The 19,412-nt window shown below is 65.0% G+C and carries 18 protein-coding genes; 8 read left to right on the top strand and 10 right to left on the bottom strand.

Annotated features, from left to right (window positions below; genetic code table 11):
- From AC1DJT_RS20290 to AC1DJT_RS20280, 3 genes are all read left to right on the top strand, one after another.
- A partial coding sequence (locus AC1DJT_RS20290) for an outer membrane protein (RefSeq protein WP_476834734.1) occupies positions 1-286 on the top strand: 286 nt, incomplete at its 5' end.
- A 1,293-nt stretch (positions 287-1,579) separates the two neighbouring features.
- Positions 1,580-2,068: a CYTH domain-containing protein gene (locus AC1DJT_RS20285; protein ID WP_441509167.1), complete on the top strand. Its 489-nt coding sequence runs from the start codon at positions 1,580-1,582 to the stop codon at positions 2,066-2,068.
- Positions 2,069-2,132: 64 nt separating this feature from the next.
- Positions 2,133-2,378 carry a hypothetical protein gene (locus tag AC1DJT_RS20280; RefSeq protein ID WP_441509168.1) on the top strand — a complete coding sequence of 82 codons (246 nt, stop codon included), beginning with the start codon at positions 2,133-2,135 and terminating at the stop codon, positions 2,376-2,378.
- Positions 2,379-2,957: 579 nt separating this feature from the next.
- Here AC1DJT_RS20280 and AC1DJT_RS20275 read toward each other — a convergent pair.
- Together AC1DJT_RS20275 and AC1DJT_RS20270 are read right to left on the bottom strand one after the other, a co-directional pair.
- On the bottom strand, positions 2,958-3,185 hold the full coding sequence (locus AC1DJT_RS20275) for a hypothetical protein (RefSeq protein WP_476770290.1): 228 nt from the start codon (positions 3,183-3,185) through the stop codon (positions 2,958-2,960).
- A gap of 42 nt (positions 3,186-3,227) precedes the next feature.
- Positions 3,228-3,428: a hypothetical protein gene (locus AC1DJT_RS20270; RefSeq protein WP_476770291.1), complete on the bottom strand. Its 201-nt coding sequence runs from the start codon at positions 3,426-3,428 to the stop codon at positions 3,228-3,230.
- 781 nt (positions 3,429-4,209) lie between these two features.
- Between AC1DJT_RS20270 and AC1DJT_RS20265 the strand changes: the two genes are divergently transcribed.
- The 3 genes from AC1DJT_RS20265 to AC1DJT_RS20255 all read left to right on the top strand — a co-directional run bounded on the left by AC1DJT_RS20265 (position 4,210) and on the right by AC1DJT_RS20255 (position 9,679).
- Entirely contained in the window at positions 4,210-5,649 is a 1,440-nt protein-coding gene (locus AC1DJT_RS20265; protein ID WP_476770292.1) for an IS1182 family transposase, read from the top strand.
- Between the two features lie 840 nt (positions 5,650-6,489).
- Positions 6,490-8,829 (top strand): autotransporter family protein, encoded by a 2,340-nt coding sequence (locus tag AC1DJT_RS20260; RefSeq protein WP_476834733.1) that lies wholly within the window; start codon positions 6,490-6,492, stop codon positions 8,827-8,829.
- Positions 8,830-9,418: 589 nt separating this feature from the next.
- Complete coding sequence (locus AC1DJT_RS20255) at positions 9,419-9,679, top strand: DUF7696 family protein (RefSeq protein WP_441508704.1); 261 nt, start codon at positions 9,419-9,421, stop codon at positions 9,677-9,679.
- A gap of 130 nt (positions 9,680-9,809) precedes the next feature.
- On the opposite strand, the gene AC1DJT_RS20250 is transcribed toward AC1DJT_RS20255, so the two are convergent.
- Positions 9,810-10,076: a hypothetical protein gene (locus AC1DJT_RS20250; RefSeq protein WP_441508705.1), complete on the bottom strand. Its 267-nt coding sequence runs from the start codon at positions 10,074-10,076 to the stop codon at positions 9,810-9,812.
- Between the two features lie 159 nt (positions 10,077-10,235).
- Here AC1DJT_RS20250 and AC1DJT_RS20245 point away from each other — a divergent pair, with 159 nt between their 5' ends.
- Complete coding sequence (locus tag AC1DJT_RS20245) at positions 10,236-10,523, top strand: DUF6894 family protein (RefSeq protein ID WP_441508706.1); 288 nt, start codon at positions 10,236-10,238, stop codon at positions 10,521-10,523.
- A 208-nt stretch (positions 10,524-10,731) separates the two neighbouring features.
- Here AC1DJT_RS20245 and AC1DJT_RS20240 read toward each other — a convergent pair whose 3' ends face one another.
- Together AC1DJT_RS20240 and edd are read right to left on the bottom strand one after the other, a co-directional pair.
- Positions 10,732-10,971 (bottom strand): DUF982 domain-containing protein, encoded by a 240-nt coding sequence (locus AC1DJT_RS20240; protein ID WP_441492870.1) that lies wholly within the window; start codon positions 10,969-10,971, stop codon positions 10,732-10,734.
- Between the two features lie 215 nt (positions 10,972-11,186).
- Entirely contained in the window at positions 11,187-13,031 is a 1,845-nt protein-coding gene (gene edd / locus AC1DJT_RS20235; protein WP_476770296.1) for a phosphogluconate dehydratase, read from the bottom strand.
- A 41-nt stretch (positions 13,032-13,072) separates the two neighbouring features.
- Between edd and AC1DJT_RS20230 the strand changes: the two genes are divergently transcribed.
- The gene (locus AC1DJT_RS20230) at positions 13,073-13,486 is read left to right on the top strand and encodes a hypothetical protein (protein ID WP_476770297.1); all 414 of its coding nucleotides are present in this window, start codon (positions 13,073-13,075) and stop codon (positions 13,484-13,486) included.
- Between the two features lie 32 nt (positions 13,487-13,518).
- Here AC1DJT_RS20230 and AC1DJT_RS20225 read toward each other — a convergent pair whose 3' ends face one another.
- From AC1DJT_RS20225 to AC1DJT_RS20205, 5 genes are all read right to left on the bottom strand, one after another.
- Entirely contained in the window at positions 13,519-14,598 is a 1,080-nt protein-coding gene (locus AC1DJT_RS20225) for an SDR family oxidoreductase (protein WP_476770298.1), read from the bottom strand.
- 1 nt (position 14,599) lies between these two features.
- Positions 14,600-16,135: a class I adenylate-forming enzyme family protein gene (locus tag AC1DJT_RS20220; RefSeq protein ID WP_476770299.1), complete on the bottom strand. Its 1,536-nt coding sequence runs from the start codon at positions 16,133-16,135 to the stop codon at positions 14,600-14,602.
- A 22-nt stretch (positions 16,136-16,157) separates the two neighbouring features.
- Positions 16,158-17,912, bottom strand: coding sequence for an ABC transporter permease subunit (locus tag AC1DJT_RS20215; RefSeq protein WP_476770300.1), 1,755 nt, complete (start codon positions 17,910-17,912; stop codon positions 16,158-16,160).
- Positions 17,909-18,967 (bottom strand): ABC transporter ATP-binding protein, encoded by a 1,059-nt coding sequence (locus AC1DJT_RS20210; protein WP_476770301.1) that lies wholly within the window; start codon positions 18,965-18,967, stop codon positions 17,909-17,911. Before AC1DJT_RS20210 ends, AC1DJT_RS20215 begins: the two co-directional genes overlap by 4 nt.
- Positions 18,968-18,989: 22 nt before the next feature.
- Positions 18,990-19,412 (bottom strand): extracellular solute-binding protein (locus AC1DJT_RS20205; RefSeq protein ID WP_476834732.1); only part of this gene is annotated, 423 nt, incomplete at its 5' end.

Genomic DNA, 19,412 nt, shown 5'->3' with positions numbered 1-19,412 from the left:
CTACATCACCGGCGGTCTGGCCTATGGCGGCCTGAACAGCAACCCGCTGACCGGCAACACGACGAGCAATGCCGGCTGGACCATCGGCGGCGGCGTCGAATACGCCTTCACCAATAACTGGACGGTCAAGCTCGAAGGTCTCTACGTCGATACCGGCGAGGGCCGACAGACCCGGGTCTTCCAAAACCCCGCGGGCGGCGTGCTCCCGGCCGGAATCTACACCGCCACCACCAGTGGCGGCGGCGGCGGCGGGATCGTTCGCGTCGGCGTGAACTACAAGTTCTGACGCGCGGCGAATGGAACTCCTGCGGTCCTGCTGGAAATAGGCGGGACCGCTGGAGGTCGTTGCAGCGGCATCGTGTAGGACGGTTGCCCGCTGTTTTACCAAACGTTGTTACGGAGCAAGTTCTATCAAACAAAGTAGCAACGATTTTCGAGGGTCAACACATGACGAAGTCGGCTATTGTTATTGTATCGATCGCTTTGCTTGCGGCAGGCGGCTGCGTTGGAGTCGGCAAGGGCAAAGGCAAGGCGCCCCCGCCGGTTGCGACGCCAATCGTCACGAAGGGCTGAATGATTTGCGCGACGGCTCATTGCCGTCGCGCAAACACACCAGTATCGGCACGTTCGAGTCATCCCTGATTATCAGCGTGGGCGATCATTAATCGGCCAGCCCGAGACGACAACGCCCCTCGCTGACGGAGTCGTGACAATGGACACGCCCCGGTAACCTCAACGCATCTTGCGCCACGCAAGGGCGGGTCCATGATGACTTCTGGACTTGGCTTGCTCCGTCGCTGGGAGGCAGGTCGGCAGCGACTTGCCATGCTAGTTCAACGTTGCGTGGGGAGCGTTGTATGCTTGTGAGGAGTAACCGCAGAGCTATCTGGCTACGCATCGGGGTCGTGCTTGCTCTCGCCGCACTTGCCATCCTCCCAATGCTGCTCAAATAACCGCGCGACTAGCAGGCCGCTGGCTCCGGTCGGACGGCGAAGCCGCGCCGCCACTTGTCAACTCTGGGGTCAAGAGTGGATGCTCTCTGAGAGAATAAGGCTGAGGCTGAGGTAAACGAAGGCTGGGTTGGCCCGAAAGCGGGCGCAGTCAGCGTCGGGAATGGGACCGAGCCCGGTAGCCAGAGACTGATCTTCAAATGTCTCAGACGGGTCGAGAGCGGTGATCAGGTGCTCGCTCGAAACCTGACGTTGGCGAGCTTGCCGCAAAGCGGACTTCGCCATGGTCTGAGAAGGGTGGTGAGCGGAAGGTCGCGGGCGTCACGGCGCAGGGTTGGACCGCGCCATTGCAGACATTCGCCTGGAGCCCAGAAGCGGACATCCCACTGGACGCGCCACGCGTCGCGTGGCGTTGTTTTGCACCGGGGCGCTACCGATACACCGGTCCCAATCTATCGGAGCCCCGGATGGCGAGCGCGGCCGGCACTCGCGGCATAGGCGCGCGGTATTTCTATTTTTTCTTTACTCACACATGAATGGCGCTCTCTTATAGGGCGCCTACACTAGCTTTGCGTTACACGGGCGGTAGACGCCCGTCCTCTCGCAACGACCGCCGGTAGGGTTGCGATATGCACGTTGAAATTGAGCGAAAGTTCCTTGTAACGGGCGATCAGTGGCGGAGCGTGGTTAAGAGTGAGCAGCACCTGCGTGATGGACTGTTGGCTCAATTCGGTGGCGGAAAGGTCCGCGTTCGTCTTGGAGCAAACCGAGCATGGTTGACGATCAAAGGCCCCCGGGTTGGCGCCACGCGCTCTGAGTACGAATATGAAATTTCCTGTGCCGATGCCGAGGAGATGCTGAGTACGCTTTGCAATGGGCAGGTTATTGAAAAGACGCGCTTCCTTGTGCCCTATGACGGCCTGACATGGATGGTCGATGTTTACGAGGCTGCTTTGGAAGGTCTCGTGATTGCCGAAATCGAGTTGGAACATGAAGGCCAAGTTGTAGAATTACCGACCTGGGTCGGCCCGGAAGTGACGAATGACCCCAAATACAAGAAGACGCGGTTTCAGAAGCGCCTGAAGAACGGTAGAGAGTTCGGTTATGCCTCAATCTAAGCTCGTGCGCTGTCGCTATCGGCGCAGAAGGATCCTTCTATAAAGCCAAGAGCAGGAGGGTATCATGGCTTCGAATAATGAAGAAATCGGCAGGACCATACTTAAGCTTGCTCATCATTATCGCGATCCGAGTGAATTGCTCTCTGCCATTCGCAAGAAGCATCCCGACGCTAAGAAGAAGGAAATTACCCTTGCTGCGCTGGCGATAATGATTGAGCAGGTCGAGTCTGACGCGGCTGAAGAGAAGAAGTCGACACGCCCAGCGAAAGCCAAGCGAGCTGCCGAGCAGGGGCAGCATTCGCCGCGTTAAGTGGTGACAGTGCCCTCCGACGCGGCCCTCTGGGCTGATTGCCCAGAAGCGGACATCCTAGATGTCCAGAAAAGGCCAACCTCACCCTCGGCTTGCTTGGCCGCGAATGTCTCACATGGGGTCGATTCTGCCCTTTCGATGTCGGTTTGAAAGCTGACTTTGATCGGTCGCCTTCAACTCGGCTTCTTCGCCCTAATCTTCTCAGCTAATCAGTCTGCCGACTTCGGCAGGACGCCCATGATCGCCCGTCCGCGCTCAGTGAGCGCGTAGGTGTTGACGCCCCCCACGCTGGCGCGGGCGTCCACTCGATCAGACCTTTCCGGATCAGTTCCTCGCGCGCCTTGCCCGGCCGCAATTCGACGCAGCCCCTGTCTGGCCGAAACAGGTGCAAGATCCAGATTTCATCGCGCGTCAGCATCTGGTTCCGGCTTTCATCCGTTCTCGCTGAGCGCCTACCTGCGAACGCGTTGGTTCGCCGTCCTCTGCTGAATCACGATCGACCAGTCGAACAGTCACCGCAACGTTGCGTCGTGAACGGCGCAAGTAATTGTCGGTGTTAAATTCGGACCAGCTTAACCCCTAACCGCGACGGCCGGCGGCGCTGATGCAACGCCTGTCGGCGTATGAGTATTGGGCGGAAGATTTCTTCTCGAACGCCATGCACATATTGTACCGTGATAGGTATGAGAGCTGATCGATGCTCCACCATGCGCCGAGGCCAGTAAGGAACGCGCAGGCGGCAAGAAAGATTTGCGTCGAGACCGGCAGGGCGCTCCAGCGTGCGAGCCAAGCGCTGATGGCATTCATGTAGTCGCTCTTTCATTTTAAGGCGCAGGCTAGGTATCCTGTTCATCCCGCCGCGTTTTGTTGATTCCCGCCATTCTGTTGACGAAACACGCCCTGCGCGTGCAATCCGCTTCGGTCCTGTCGATTGCGTGCCGCAGCCCGAACAACTCGCTGGTCGGTCAGCGCCAGCGGCTTGTCATTCGGCCCGTTGAACTTGCCGCCGACCACCACCGCAAGCCGGGCGCGCGCACCATAGCTCGGCACCTCGCGCCGCGTACTCTTGTCCAGTGGAAGCTGCCCGATTTCGAGTGGCAGGCCAGTGGGCAGAAGAAAGCTTGTCCGAGTTGCACGGCGGTGATCCGTTCCGGGAATGAGTTTGAGCGAAACTTCGAGGGAACAGCGGCGTCTCCGGCGCGCGCGCTTTTGGGGGCATTCCTCCGCGCCGTGCGGGAGAGGCACGGCGCGTGACGCTGGGCGCATGTCTCCTTTTCCGCGCATTCCGGACGCCGGGTGGCGATGGGGACAGAGTCCGAGAAGGGTCGGCTACGGACGTTCCGCGTCCGAGCGCGGTGTCTTACCGGCCTGCACCCTGCTATGCTCTCTCTTCGCTTCGGACGCTTGCTTCGGTGTGGCGCGCCTCATCGCTAAAAGTAACAAAACAACCGCCATCTGCGCAAAGAACGCAGCCCCGATCGCAGCGTATGCCCCCCTCCAAAAGGGCTCCCAGTCTGCCATGCGCGCCCAACGTCCAGTCGGCTGAAAGGCCGGGTCTGCATACATTGGCGCATATCGGAACCCGATCATGGACATTACACCCGCAAAAATCGCGGCCAGCACGAGTTTAAGCCGACCGATCGGCGTCGACGGCTTCAAGGGGTTGGGCATCCAGGGACTGGACATTCGCAGCTCCACTCGATCGGCCGATCGTCCAGCCAATAGATCATGAAATCCAGCTAGCCCATGATCCTTTCACTTCTGCTACGGGTCGAGGCTGTGTGAAAACGCGCTGTTGAGTTAGACTCCTGACGTTGCAGTCGGGAGGGAGTTGAGCCGCTTCGTCCAAGGTTCTGACCGGCGCCAGCCGACGCTGCTTCCTGATTGTCTTGACGACTATGTGGCCGATGAGAACCCGGTGCGGGTGGTCGACGTCTTCGTCGACGAACTGGACCTGAGGGCGCTGGACTTCGAGGGCCTGACACCGGCGGCGACGGGGCGGCCAGCCTACCACCCGGCGACGCTGCTGAAGCTCTACATCTACGGCTACCTGAACAAGGTCCAGTCCAGCCGCCGCTTGGAGCGCGAGGCTCAGCGCAATGTCGAGCTGATGTGGCTGACCGGCCGACTGGCGCCTGACCACAAGACGATCGCCGACTTCCGGAAGGACAATGGCCCGGCCATCCAGGCCGCTTGCGCGCAGTTTGTGGTGCTGTGCCGTCAGATCGGTCTGTTCGGGAGCGCCCTGGTCGCGATTGACGGCAGCAAGTTCAAAGCGGTGAACAGCCGCGACAAGAACTTCACGGCCTACAAGCTCCAGAAGCGCCTGGAGCAGGTCGCCGAGCACATCGCCGGTTACCTGCGCGACCTCGACACGGCCGACCGCCAGGAGGGCGAGGCCGCCGAGGCACGTTCGGAACGGCTGACGGAGAAGGTCGAGCGGCTGCGCGAGCAGATGAAGTTGCTTCAGGCGATGGAGGCACGGGTCGAGGCCGCGCCGGACGGTCAGGTCTCGCTGACCGATCCGGATGCTCGCTCGATGGCCACCAGCGGACGCGGCAGCGGGATCGTCGGCTACAACGTCCAGTCCGCGGTGGAAGCCGAGCATCACCTGATCGTCGCCCACGACGTGGTGATGACCGGCAGCGACCGCGAACAGCTCGCAACCATGGCCGCCAAGGCCAAAGACGTCATGGGCGTGGAAAAGCTCGATGCGCTGGCCGACCGCGGTTACTTCTCCGGCGAGGAGATCCGTTCCTGCGAGGCCTTGGGCGTGACGCCCTATCTGCCCAAGCCGCTGACCTCCGGCGCCAAGGCTGAGGGGCGGTTCGGCAAACAGGACTTCGTCTATCTGCCCGAGCAGGACGTCTATCGCTGCCCATCCGGCGCGCTGCTGCCGCGCCATATGACCACGGTCGAGCGGGGCATGACGCTCCACCGCTACTGGGATCGTGCCAGTTGCCAGGCTTGCGCCCTCAAGGCTCAGTGCACACCCAGCGTCGAGCGGCGCGTGACCCACTGGGAGCACGAGGCGCTCATCGACGCCCTTCAGCAGCGGATGGACCTGACGCCCGGCGTCATGCGCCTGCGAAGGCGGCTCGTCGAGCACCCCTTCGGCACGATCAAGGCCTGGATGGGATCGACGCACTTCCTGACGAGGCACTTGCCCAACGTGAAGACCGAGATCGGGCTCCACGTCCTCGCCTATAACCTCAAACGCGTCATCGCCATCATCGGTGCCAAGTCGCTGATGGAAGCGATCCGCGCCTGAACCCGATCTCGTCACGCGTTCACGCCGCTCGTCGCTCAAACGCCGTCAGCGCGTTTGCACACAGCCTCGGTCCGATTCCGCAAGTGCGGAGGCTCGCCACCAACGACTGAGAAGGGTGGATTGTTGACCTTCGCATGTGCTGCCGCATTGCCCCCCATCACGCCACMACCAGACATTGGCGGGTTGCCTTGAAGCGGACGCGGGCAGATTGAAGCTCGGCGGCAGGTCGCGACGTATTCCCGACAATCGCAGTGCCCGCCTCAGGTGGACCAGTAATTGCGGCGACAATAAATTCCGGTCCGTGATATCAGCAGTATACGAACGGAAACCGCGGCGTTCGTGCAACAGGCCCTTGAATATTTGGGCCCGCATTCGCGCTCATCGCGCCGACGTAAACATTTTGTAGATGTCATTGGCGCTTTCTCTGATCACCACGTTACGCCGTAGCCAAATTCGATTCTGACTTCTGACTGAGCTCGCGTTGCGATCATCGACTGATCACGCCGCGGGCCACACGTAGGGGCGGCCATGGATTGGGGGCGTGTGCTGCCGGACTCCGGCGCGAACGATCGAAGGCGTTGGCTTGTCGCGCGGTTTATGCGGCGCGCGGCGTTGCCGGCACGCAGTGTCAGATTTGGCTTATCGACGGCGCTGGCGACGATCGCGCTTCTCGCAGCATCGACGGTTTCGACACACGCCCAGACGCGCAACTGGACCGGACGGTTCACCTCCGATTGGTTCTTTAGTGGCAACTGGGATTCTACTTTTCCCAGGCGGACCGACGACGCAATCATCAACACTGTGACGCCGAATGGGACGGTGATCAGCAGCCCGGGCGCCGTGGCTAACAATCTGTCMGTCGGTGCAAACGGGACGGGTACGCTTACGATCCAGAACGGCGGGACATTGACCAATGAGCTCGGGACGATCGGGAATCTTTCCGGCGGGGTGGGCACGGTCATCGTGACCGGCCCGGGCTCCAGCTGGACGAATATTGACCCCCTGGTGGTCGGCGGCCTGGGGACCGGCACTCTCATCATTCAAGACGGCGGCACGGCTCAAGACGGTACTGCGGCGAGCAGCGCCGGAGGCTCGATTGGACAGTCTGCGGGCTCGACGGGCACGGTGACGGTGACCGGCCGGGGCTCCAGCTGGATCAACGGCCCACAGGGCGGGCTCAATATCGGGAGTTTCGGCACCGGCACACTCACGATTGCAAATGGCGGGACGGTCCTCGATATCACCCCCCTCGTCACCAATATCGGCAACGGTGCAGGGTCGCGCGGTACCGTGACCGTGACTGGTGCAGGCTCCTTCTGGAGCGACATTGCGGGGATCAGGATTGGCAATCTGGGCACTGGCGCGCTGACGATTGCGGATGGCGGCGTCGTCGCCGCGCCTTCTGTCGTGATCGCGGCGAATACCGGATCGACTGGCACACTCAACATCGGCGCGGGCGCGGGCAATCCGGCGGCGGCGCCCGGCAYAGTGAGGGCCCCGAGCGTCGCTTTTGGCGTTGGCACCGGTACGGTCAACTTCAATCATACCTCCTCCGACTACGCGTTTGCGTCGGCGATCAGCGGCAATGGCACGGTCAATGTGCTTGCGGKCACGACCACGCTCACCGCTGCCAACAGCTATGGGGGCGCAACGAACGTCASCGGRGSCACGTTGCGGGCCGGTGGRCTGARCRCGCTCAGCCCRAACTCGGCCRTGACGGTYGCAAGCGGCGGAACGCTCGATCTCAACGGTTTCAGCCACGTCATTCCGAGCGTCGCCAATGCGGGCCTCGTCAGTATGGGCACGGACACTGCGCCCGGCACACTCCTGACGACGCCGAGCTATACGGGAAGTGGCGGCACGATAGGGCTGAACACTGTCCTCGGAACTGACGGCTCGCCYTCCGATCGCCTCGTTATCAATGGCGGCTCGGCGACCGGCAATTCCCTCATCACCGTCACCAATGCTGGCGGGACCGGCGAATTGACGACAGGCAACGGCATCCAGGTGGTCAGCGCGGTGAATGGCGGAACCACCGACCCCGGTGCTTTCGCGCTCGGCGGCGTCGTCGCGGCTGGCGCCTACGAGTATCTCCTGTTCCAGGGTGGCGTTACGCCCGGCACCGAGAATGACTGGTTCCTGCGAAACCAGTTCCTCCCGACGCCCMCCGGCGTGACGCCCCCGGTCGGACCTGCGCCGCCCGGCGTGACGCCTCCCGGCAGTCCCATCCCTCTCTTCCGCCCCGAAGCGGCGCTTTACACGTTGTTGCCCGGTGTGGCGCGCCAGCTCGGCCTGGCGACGCTCGGGACCTTTCACGAGCGCCAGGGCGATCAGGCCCTGCTCCTCGGCTCGGGTGCGCTTCCGGGCGCCTGGGGCCGCGTCTTCGGTCGCCGTGCCGAAGAGCGTCGCTCAGGCCTGCTCTCGCCCGAGATGAAGGGCAATCTCGGCGGCTTCCAGGCCGGTCAGGATCTCTTCGGCTGGGATTATGMTGGCCACCGCGACCGGCTTGGCCTGTTCCTCGGATTCGCCAGCGCCGATCTCGACGCCCGCGGCTTCGCTCTCGCCCAGCAGCGGGCGCTGGTCGGCAAGCTGACGATGGATGCAACCAGCCTCGGCGCCTACTGGACCCATATCGGTCCGTCACGCTGGTATGTCGACGCGGTGCTATTGGCCTCCTGGTTCGATGGCGATCCGCGCTCGACCCGCGGCATCGGGATGAGCGCCGACGGAGCTGGTCTCACCGGCTCGCTCGAGGCCGGCTATCCCATCCAGATCGGTGCCGGGTTGGCGCTCGAGCCGCAGGCGCAACTGATCTGGCAATCGGTCTCGTTCGGAACGGAGCGAGATCGCTTCTCCGCGGTCCGCTTTTCGCCCGACGATGCGCTGACCGGGCGAATCGGCGCGCGGCTCACCGGCGATTGGGCACTGGGCGGGATGACGCTGAAACCCTATCTCCTCGCCAATCTCTGGCGCACGTTTTCGGGCAGCGACACGGCAACCTTCAACGTCACGCCGATTGCAACCGGCTTCGGCTACAGCTCGCTCGAACTGGGCGGCGGCGTCGCGGCCCAGGTGATGCCGAACGTCGGTGTCTACGCGGCGGCGAGCTACACCAGCAATATCGGCGGCGACCATCGCCGCGGCATCAAGGGAAATCTCGGCCTGCGCGTCACCTGGTAGGCGCGGCGCCTGCCGACATTTCATACGCAGGTCATACGATTGGTTCCGAGCCGGGGCGGGACCTCGCGAGTCTGCCAAACCCGGCCGTCCTTACGCTGTCTTCAGTCACTTTACCTGCAAGCGGACCCTGCAGATGTCGGCAATGGGGCCAACCACGGGCACCAGACGCCGATCTTCACATGTCTCCAATGGGTCCGATTCCGGACGGCAGCGGCCCGCCGGCTCATTCTGAGATGGGTTCCGCGAGGACTGAGATGCGGTCGCTTCACCGGTGGGCGGCTTGGTCGCAAGCGTGGCGAGGCACGGCTCGATGCGGGGGAGCGGAGCGTCGACGAGGTAAGCCTGGCGCGGAACTTTACGCCGCGCAATGACGGCGCCTATTAGCGCCTCGGCGCCGGAACGGGATCGCAGAAAACGGTGCGCGCGCGCAGCAGCTTCGTCATCACGTCAGGAGAACGCCGGGCCCGGAGGAATCGTTCCTTGACGGAACCAGAGACCAGCCTCACGATTAAGCCCAAGCAGGATGCGGTGCCTKCGTCGATGAAGACATTGCGATCGACCGGCCTGGGGGCAACCCTGGAGGCTCACCGTGCCCGGCTCCTCCCCTCGCGTTGTCTGGTCCCATCTCTTCGGCCGAGAGGTTCTCTCGGATTCCGGGGAGTGGCGGCACGAATGCGAGGTGGAATACCTGCTCTCCCTGCCCGAGGCGAAGCGTGCCGAAATCCTGGACGGCGTCCCCGGCGCCCCTGACCGCGAAAGCCAAGGCATCAGGGGCATTCGCGGCGCGGCCGCCGTTGCCGCGCTGAAAGTTCAGATCGAGCGGCTTCGCCTCATCAAGACGAAGGGCTGACAGGGGGCCTCGCTGATCCGGCGGGAGCAGCGGGGCCCTTAGGCCGTGACGGCGCCGGATGTGGACGACGCCCCCACGCGATAGCGAACCCATCGCGAAGCGCCGAGTTCCGTGCAGCATCACCAATGTGTCAGGGTTTGTTCGGGATGACCGTCTGGCGTTCGAGAGCGTCAGCCATAGCGGTCTCATCGAACCGTAGTACAGCGAGTTTGGCCAGATCGATCGTTTCGCCCGCCGACCACAATCCGGCGACGATGTAGCCAAGGCGCTCACGCTGGCCGGCGGCCTTCAAAACGTCGAACGATCCTCGCGCATCGATCTCGCTCCAAGCCTTCTCGAACGCTGCCACAATCAGGGCGAGTTCTTCCGGTGTGGCCACGATGGAACGAAACGGCATCGCATTCTCCCCTGCGATGCTCACAGTTTAAAACATTTAAAAAGAACACAAGCGCGGAAAGCTGCGGCCCGAGCGGTCGTGCGCAACCGTGGTCATAATGCAACGAATTGAACGCGCGGAGGGCCGGGAACCAGCCGACGGTGGCGCGGTTGAGTCTGCATGGCTCAGTATTTTTTCGACATCGAGATCAACACCGAACTGGTGGCGGACGACGAAGGGATTGACCTGGAAGATCACGCGGCCGCGCGCCTTTCAGCACTTTCCAGCCTCGGCGACATCATCACAGAGCATATCCAGACCAGTGACAATCTCAGCGTCGAGATGAGAATCCGTTACGCCGATGGAACCCCTATTTTCGCGGCGAAACTGACCCTCGGCAGTCAGTGGCTAACGCCAGTTCCCCCCTCACAGCTCCGGAATTCCATCACCCGGCCAAGTGACGAGTGAGAGGGGCGCAACTGCTGTTGACCGCTTATAGCGGGTCGCCCATTTTTCCCGCAGCCGTCGACAACCCCAAAAAAGGCCCGCCTCCCTGTGGAGCAGCGGGCCAGTGTTCATGTGAGGTACAGAGCTAAACGCTCGTAGACGCGAGAGATTCCGGCGGCCTCCATTGGATCCGGTTCGTGGGGCAGCCAGCTCCGCCGACGCAGCCTGACTACCCGATAAGGCGGCCACACTCCCGCGCTGCCTCCTCGAACGTCTCCCGAGCATGACCAACAGTCCCGGCACCGTTGAGCACTGCGGTGCACGCGCGCACAGCGTCCTGCCACTTCGGGCCCGCACCTATCGCTTTCCAGGCAAGCAAGAACTCTGCAGCTCGTTCGACATGGGTGACCGAATAGGTCACTTCAGGCCGGTCGGCTTGAACCACAACGGGTGGGGTGAACCAGTGCATCGGCATGGCACATTCCCGTGCTCCTGATTGCCAAAACGCAAAGGGCGGCCGGCAGTTCCCTGAGGAGCCGGCGGGCAAAGTGTTCAGGGGCAGCGACGCCAGCGCCCTGCCCCGCTCAAGCATCGGCCAGAAAACTGGATTGCGGTTTTCGGGACAGCCGACGCAAAGACAAAGAGTTAGCTCATCGGACCGGACATGCTCTCCGGTCCGACGGTCTACACCCCCGAAAAGATCGTCGCCCCGGTATCGGCTGTTCCCACGGCGGCGCGAAACGACGCGAACAGGTCGCGCCCGACGCCCCAATGCGAGGCTTCGAGATCGGCCTCGGCCGGCGTGCGCGCGGCCCATTCCCCAGCATCGACCAGCACGGTCAGCGTTCCCGCCACCGCGTCGACCCGGACCAGGTCGCCCTCGCGGATCCGCGCGATCGGCCCGCCTTCGACGGCTTCAGGCGTGACATGGATGGCGGCGGGGACCTTGCCGGAGGCGCCCGACAGCCGCCCGTCGGTGACCAGCGCCACCTTGAACCCGCGGTCCTGCAGCACGCCGAGCGGCGGCATCAGCTTGTGCAGTTCGGGCATGCCATTGGCCCGCGGCCCCTGGAAACGCACCACCGCGACGAGGTCGCCCGTGAGCGCGCCGGCCTTGAAGGCGGCCTGCAGGGCCTCCTGGCTGTGGAAGATCCGGGCCGGGGCCTCGATGACATGGCGCTCCCTGGCAATGGCCGAGGTCTTGATCACCGCCCGGCCCAGATCGCCGGTCAGAACCGTGAGCCCGCCGGTCGGCTGGAACGGGGCTTTGGTGCCGCGCAGCACCGTCTCGTCCCCGCTGCTTTCGGCGCCGTCGCGCCAGGTCAGCGCACCGTCGGCACCGAGCGCGGGCTCCTGGACATAGGCGTCGAGCCCGCTGCCCCAGACCGTCTCGACATCGCGATGCAGCAACCCTGCCCCGAGCAATTCGCGAATGACGAAGCCCATGCCGCCGGCAGCATGAAAATGGTTCACGTCGGCCTTGCCGTTTGGATAGATCCGGGTCAGCAGCGGCGTCGTCTGGGCGAGGTCGGAGAAATCGTCCCAGCTCAGCTGGATGCCCGCCGCCGCCGCCATCGCGACGAGATGCATGGTGTGGTTGGTCGAGCCGCCGGTGGCATGCAGGCCGACCACGCCATTGACGAAGGCGCGCTCGTCCAGCATCCGCCCGACCGGAATATAGTCGTTGCCGAGCGCGGTGATCGCCATCGCCCGCTCGGTCGCCGCCCGGGTCAGGGCATCGCGCAGCGGCGTGTTGGGATTGACGAAGGAGGCGCCCGGCAGGTGCAGCCCCATGATCTCCATCACCATCTGGTTGGTGTTGGCGGTGCCGTAGAAGGTGCAGGTGCCGGGGCCGTGATAGGATTGCGCCTCCGCCTCGAGCAGGGCCTCGCGGCCGACCTTGCCCTCGGCGAAAAGCTGGCGCGCCTTCGCCTTGTCGTCATTGGAGAGGCCCGACGTCATCGGGCCAGCCGGAATGAACACCGCCGGCAGGTGGCCGAAGGACAGCGCACCGATGATCAGGCCAGGGACGATCTTGTCGCAGATGCCGAGAAACACGGCCGCATCGAAGCTCTGGTGCGACAGCGCAACCGCGGTCGACAGCGCAATGACGTCGCGCGAGAACAGCGACAGCTCCATGCCGGCCTCGCCCTGGGTAATGCCGTCGCACATGGCGGGCACGCCGCCGGCGACCTGCGCGACCCCGCCTGCCGCCCGCGCCGTGGCGCGGATCAGCTCGGGGAAGCGCTCATAGGGCTGATGCGCCGAGAGCATGTCGTTATAGGCGGTGACGATGGCGAGATTGGCGCCCGCGCCGGAGCGCAGCATCGCCTTGTCGTGTGGCGCACAGGCGGCAAAGCCATGCGCCTGGTTGGCGCAGCCGAGCCGCTGGCGGCGCGGTCCGGCCTCGGCGGCTGCGGCCAGCCGGTCGAGATAGCGCCGGCGCGTGTCGCGGGAGCGCCGGACAATGCGCTCCGTCACCTCGCCGAGGCGGGAATCGAGGCTCGGGTTGCTGGCTTGGCCGGTCATCGGGACCTCCTCACTCGGTATGAATGGGCGACGAACACGGCATGGTCAGGGCATTCGCGTTCTCATGCGTCGCCCGCCGCCAGAGCATGTTGCAAAAAGATGGCCATCCCGACATCGGCGCCATGCCCGAGCTTGATCGCTGCTGCTCGCGCTCTCTTCCGCTGGAGATGGCGAGCCGGGCCACCCTGATCGCGCGCAGCGCAAAGACCATCCTCGTCTCGCAAGTCACCCCCGCCCAGGGAACTGCTCCTCGACGCCGTGCAGGCGATGCTGCGGATCATTCCCATGATGAGGTGTTGGGGGTCCAGGTCGAGGCGCTGCCGGGCGGACCTGGCGCGTCGGCGCCCCGGGCAAGGCGCGGCGGCGCGCGATCCCCGATCGAGGCAGGCTCGATCACGCTGCGTTTGGACGAGATCGGCCGAACGCAGAAAACTGGATCAACTCCAGTAGCTTAGAGAATTTCGTTGCCCCATTTCCGCAGCATGTTCTAGACCTGCATTAGGGCGGAGCGCAGCTGAAGCAGGTCCTCGCAAACCGTTTCCAGCTCCCGGACCGGGAAGCCCTTGCGAAGCGCCGGAACATGGTCGGCGAGCCTGTCGCCGAGGATGCCGGTGAAGCTGACATGGCCTTGCGGCGAGACGACGAGACCGTTCTCCTCCTCGAATGAGGCGTTCCAGGCAATCGCCTCGGCTTTGGCGACAGCGCTGGGAAGGTCGAGTTCGAGCGCCCCGTCGCTCAGCCGCACGGGATAGCCGCCCGGCAGCCCGTTCGGGCCGGGCACATGGCCGCGCCACGGCCTGCCGGCCGCCATGGCGAGCAGCATGGGAACGCCGCTCGCCCCCGAGATTTCGATGACCGGCTCGGGGGTKAGCTGGATATCGGCGAAACGCCCGTAGACATCCGCGACCTCGGCGCCGTCGAGCCAGACGCGTGGCGCCCGCCCGCCGCGTTCCTCGGGCCGGCGGCGCCAGGCGGCCAGATTCTGGTAGTGCGCGAGGACCTTGAGATCGACCCCCGGTGGCGTGGCGGCCGAGCCGCCGAAGACGTTGGAGAGGATCGCGACATTGCCCATGCCGCAGGCGACGGCGTGGCCGAGCGTGACGATGATGCCGTTGACGACATCGGGAAAGCTGCAATTGACCAGCGTGACCGGCTTGCCGCGGGCGGTGATGGCGGCTGCGACGCGCGCGCTGATCAGGGCCTGGAAGACGGCGGTCGCGCTCAGGCCGCCTTCGGCGACGAGCTGCGTCCAGGCGTTGCCGCTCTGGGCGATGACCTGCGATGTCTGGATCGAGGCCGCCTGCACGACGATGCGGGGGTCCGTCGCCGCGAGCAGCGCGTCCGAGGCATCGGGCGCCAGGAGATCGATGGCGTGCGTCCGAAAGCGCGCCTTCTTGCCAAACAGCGCGGCACGGGCATTCGCGGCGGTGCGCAGCCAGTTCAGCCGCTCGCGATTGCGCCCGGCGATGATGACCTCGACAGCTTCGTCGGCCGTCGCGGCGATGTCGAAGGCGATGCGCGCGGCGAAGCCGCCGGTGCCCGAGATCAGGATATCGCAGCCGGCCATGTCAGTGTCTCATCGCGGTGGCACCCCGGTCCCAGCAGTCGTCGAGCCGGGGCGAGAGCTTGTGCTTCATGATGCGCTGGCTCGCCGTGCGTTCGAACTCGTCGACGACGGCGATGTAGCGCGGGTTCTGGTAAGGGGCGAGGCGCTTGCCGAGCCAGTTGGACAGCCCCTGGAGATCGATGACCTTGCCGTCGCGCGGCTTGACGAAGAGCTTGATGTCCTGCTCGCCGACATCCGCCGCCACGCCGATCATCGCGCAATCCTCGACCGCCTCATGCTCGGCGGCGACATGCTCGACCTCCCAGGCCGAGACGTTCTCGCCCCTGCAGCGCACGCTGTCCGTCATCCGGCCGTGGAAATAGAGGTTGCCGTCGGCATCGAACGAACCGAGGTCCCCGGTATGGAAACCGTCCTCGCGCAACGCCTTCGCCGTCGCCTCGGGATTGTCGAGATAGCCGGGAAAGATCGCGCCTTGGATGCTGGTCTCGATCACGATCTCGCCGCGCTCGCCGGTCGCCACCGGCCTGCCCTCCCCGTCCAGCAGCTTCACCGTGAACCAGGGCATCGGCCGGCCGACCGAGCCGGGCACGCCGGCGACGTTGCAGGTCGTCAGGCTCGAGGCCTCGGTCATGCCGTAGCACTCGCGGATCCCGATGCCGAAGCGGTCGCGGAATTGCGGCCAGATCTCGGGCGGGCAACCGCCGCCCCAGGCGATCCGCACGCCATGCTCGCGATCGAGCGGCGAAGGCGGCTGCTTGAGCAGGATCTGCAGGATGCCGCCGAGATAGTGGATATGGCTCGCGCCCTCCTCACGGACCTGGGCCCAGAAGCGGCTGGCGCTGAAGCGCTCGACCATGGCGAGCGTGATGCCGCGGATCATCGGCAGCGGCAGGAGCTGCGCACCGCCGATATGGTAGAGCGGCTCCCAGACGAAGAAGACCTCGCCCGGCCTTGCGTCGGACAGGCGGCCGACGCTTTCCGCCGCCAGCCGCAACATGCGATGCGAGACGACCACGCCCTTCGGCCGCCCCGTCGTCCCGGATGTGTACATGATGGCAAAGACGGCATCGGCGGAGGGCGCCGGCTCGTCGAAGCGTTCGTTGCGGGCCAGGACGGCGTCGAGTTCGCCGCCGGGCGCATGCAGGAGCTGCGGCAACGCCGCTTCCGAGGCCATCGCTTCGGCGATCTGCGGTGCCAGTTCGGCATCGGCGACGACGAGGCGCGGCTGCGAATGCGTCAGCAGATAGCGCAGCCCCTCGCCGCGTTGCTGGGCATTGACCGGCACCCAGGCGACACCGGCCCTGGCCAGGCCGAAGACGACGGCGATCGTGGCGATCGAGTTGCGCATCATCACGGCGACCCGGTCGCCCGGCTTGATGCCGCGCGCCCTGAGATTCACCGCGAAGGCGGCGGAGCGCTGCTCGATCCCGGCATAGCTCACCGGTTCGCCGCAGAAGCGCGCATAGACAAGGTCCGGCTCGGCCGCGGCGCGCGCGGTCAGAAGGCCTACAAAGCCGTCATCATCGAAGGAGGTCATGCTCGGTCGCTGGTTCGGTCGATCAGGAAGGGGAGCGGAAGCGTTCCGCGATGAGCAGCATCGTCGTCACCACGATGAAGACGACCACGGAGACCGCTGCCAGCGTCGGGTTGAGCTGCAGGATCATGTCGTCCCACATCTGCTTCGGCAGCGTCGTCTTGACCCCGCCCGAGACGAAGATCGCGATGGTCAGCTCGTCGAAGGAGGTGATGAAGGCGAAGAGGAAGGCGGCGACGAGACCACCCTTCACCAGCGGGATGGTGACGCCKGTCAGGGTGCGCAGCCGGTTGGCGCCGAGCGTCGCGGCCGCCTGGTCGAGGCGCTGGTCATAGGTCTTGAGCACGGCGGCGATGGTGACCAGCGTGAAGGGGATCGCCAGCACGGTATGGCCGATGACGAGGCCGAGATCGGTCGCGATCAATCCCAGCCGCGCAAAGAGATAGAACAGCCCGACCGCGACGACGATGCGCGGCACGATCATCGGCGCGAGGAAGAGCGCGAAGATCAGCCCGCCCCAGCGCGTGCGGCTGTTAGCCAGCGCCAGAGCCGCGAAGCCGCCGATCGCGGTCGCCGCGAGCGCGGTGACGAAGGCAACCGCGAAGGAGCGGATCGTCGCCTGGATCCAGAGCGGCGAACTGAAATAGGTCTGGAACCAGCTCAGGCCATAACTGGGCGGCGGAAACTCGAGGAACTGCGACGAGGTGAAGGCGAGCGGGATGACGAGCAGCGTCGGCAGCACCAGAAAGGCGATGACGAGCCAGCAGAAGCCGGGCAGCAGCCCGGCACAGACGCGCTTGCCGAGCAGGGTTTGCGCCAGCCTGGCGAGATGGCCCGACAGGGTGGCGACGGCCGAGAGGATCGCAAGGCCGAGGTCGCGGATACGACCGGTGCTGACCTGGGCCGAACCGCCGGCGATGGTCGAGAGCCCGAAGAGCCGATCGTAGATCAGGCAGGAGACCAGGGCTGCCACCAGCATCATCGCCGACAATGCCCCGGCGAAGGACCAGTTCAGCAGCTCCTGCACCTGCGTGATGATGAGCTGCGCGAGCATCGTCTCCTGCCGCCCGCCGAGGAAGGCCGGCACGATGAAGAAGCCGAGCGAGGAAATGAAGACGAGCAGGCCGGCCGCGGCCACGCCCGGCAGCGAGAGCTTGAAATAGACCAGCCAGAAGGCGCGCGCCGGCGCGGCCCCGAGCGTCTGCGCCGCCTGGACGAGGCGCCGGTCGATTCCGGCCATCACCGGGAGCATGGTCATCACCGCCAGCGGCACCATGGCGTGCACCATGCCGACCATGACGCCGAACTGGTTGTGCAGCAGGGGCAAGGGCTCGTCGACGATGCCGGAGCCGGTCACCAGCGAATTGATGATGCCGTTGCGCCCGAGCACGATCATCCAGGCGAAGGTCTTGACGAGATAGCTCGTCCAGAACGGCACCATGACGAAGAGCAGCATGCGGCCGCGAAACATGTTCGGCAGGCGCGCGATCCAGTAGGCGAGCGGGTATCCGATCAGCAGCGACCACAGCGCCGTCCAGCCGGCGATGCGGAAGGTGATGCCGAGCACGCGCAGATAGACATCCGTCGCGGCGATCCGCTGATAGGCGCCGGCCGAGAAGGCCCCGCTCTCCGGATCGACGATGCTCAGGCCGAGCAGTTGCGCAACCGGATAGACGAAGAACACGGCCAGGAACAACAGGCCGGGTACCGCCAGCCAGAGCGCACTGAGGCGCAGCCTGGCCGGGCGCGCGGGCGCGCTGCTGAGGGTCACCGCACTCATGCGACCAGTACCGCCTTGTCGCGCGCCCAGCCGGCGACGATCCTCTCGTCGATCCCGGGCACCACGTCGTCGGGCCCCAGGCGCAGCACGAGCGGGCTGCCGTCGTCGAGCGCGGCGATGACGCGGGTCTCGGAGCCCGCATAGACCACCTCGCGGACGCAGCCGTTCACGGCGTTGCCGTCCTGGGCGCCGAGATGCAGGTTTTCCGGGCGGATGACGAGGGCGGCGTCCTGGCTCTGGCAGCGCGCGCCGCTCGGCAGGGCGAAGCGCCCATGCACCGTCTCGATCGTGCCATTGCCGTCCCCGCGGCCGCGGAAGATGTTGGAGATGCCGATGAAATCGGCCGCGAACGCCGTGCGCGGGCGCTCGTAGATGTCGCGCGGCGTGCCGAGCTGCTCGATCTTCGCATGGTTCATCAGGCAGATGCGATCGGACATCGCGAGCGCCTCTTCCTGATCATGCGTGACATAGACGATGGTGGCGCCGCTCTCGCGGTGCAGCCGCTTGATCTCGATCTGCATGTGCTCGCGCAGCTTCTTGTCGAGTGCGCCGAGAGGTTCGTCCATCAGGATGATCGAGGGTTGGTAGACGAAGCAGCGCGCCAGCGCGACGCGCTGCTGCTGGCCGCCGGACAATTCGCGCGGGAACCGCCCGGCGAGATGGCCGAGATGCACCATGTCCAGCGTCGCCGCGACACGGCTTGCGACCTCCGCGCTCGCGCATCCCCGCATCTTCAGCGGAAAGGCGATGTTCTCGGCCACGGTCAGGTGCGGGAACAGCGCATAATGCTGGAAAACGAGCCCGATATCACGCTGGTGAACCGGCGTGGCCGACTGGTCGCGGCCGTCGATCACCACCCGCCCCTCGCTCGCCTCGACCAGCCCGCAGATGAGCTGCAGCAGGGTGGTCTTGCCGGAGCCCGAAGGCCCCAGCAAGGTGAGGAACTCGCCCTCGGCGACGCTGAGCGAACTCGGCTCGAGGGCGGTGGTCGCGCCGTAGCGCTTGCACAGGCCCTCGACGACGAGCTTGGCCGTCTTCGGTTGGGTCGCGGTCATGCCTGCGCTCGTCGCCATCGGATCAGGCCAGGAGCCAGGAGTTGAAGCGTTCGGTGACCTTGGAGCGATTGGCGCTCCACCAATCCTCGTTGGCGATGGCCATCAGCTTCAGATTCTCCGGCGAGGTCGGCAGGACCTTGGCGCGCTCGGCGGGAATCGTCTGATAGGCGTCGAGATTGGTCGGGCCGTAGGCGAGAACCTCGGTGAAGACGGCCTGCGCCTTGGGGTCCGAGCAGAAGCGGATGAACTGGCGGGCGACATCGGCCTTGGGTCCGCCCTTCGGCAGGCCCCAGCCCTCGATCGAATAGAGCCCCTGGTTCCAGACGATCTTGGCGGGCGTGCCGCCGTCGATCGCGGCCTGCAGGCGCGCGTTCCAGCCCGGCAGCATGTCGACCTCGCCGCTTTGCAGCAGCTGTGTCGACTGCGCGCCGCCTGTCCACCAGAC

Source organism: Allobosea sp. 05T422_2 (genome assembly GCF_056396265.1).
This window is presented reverse-complemented; position numbering and strand designations above follow the sequence as displayed.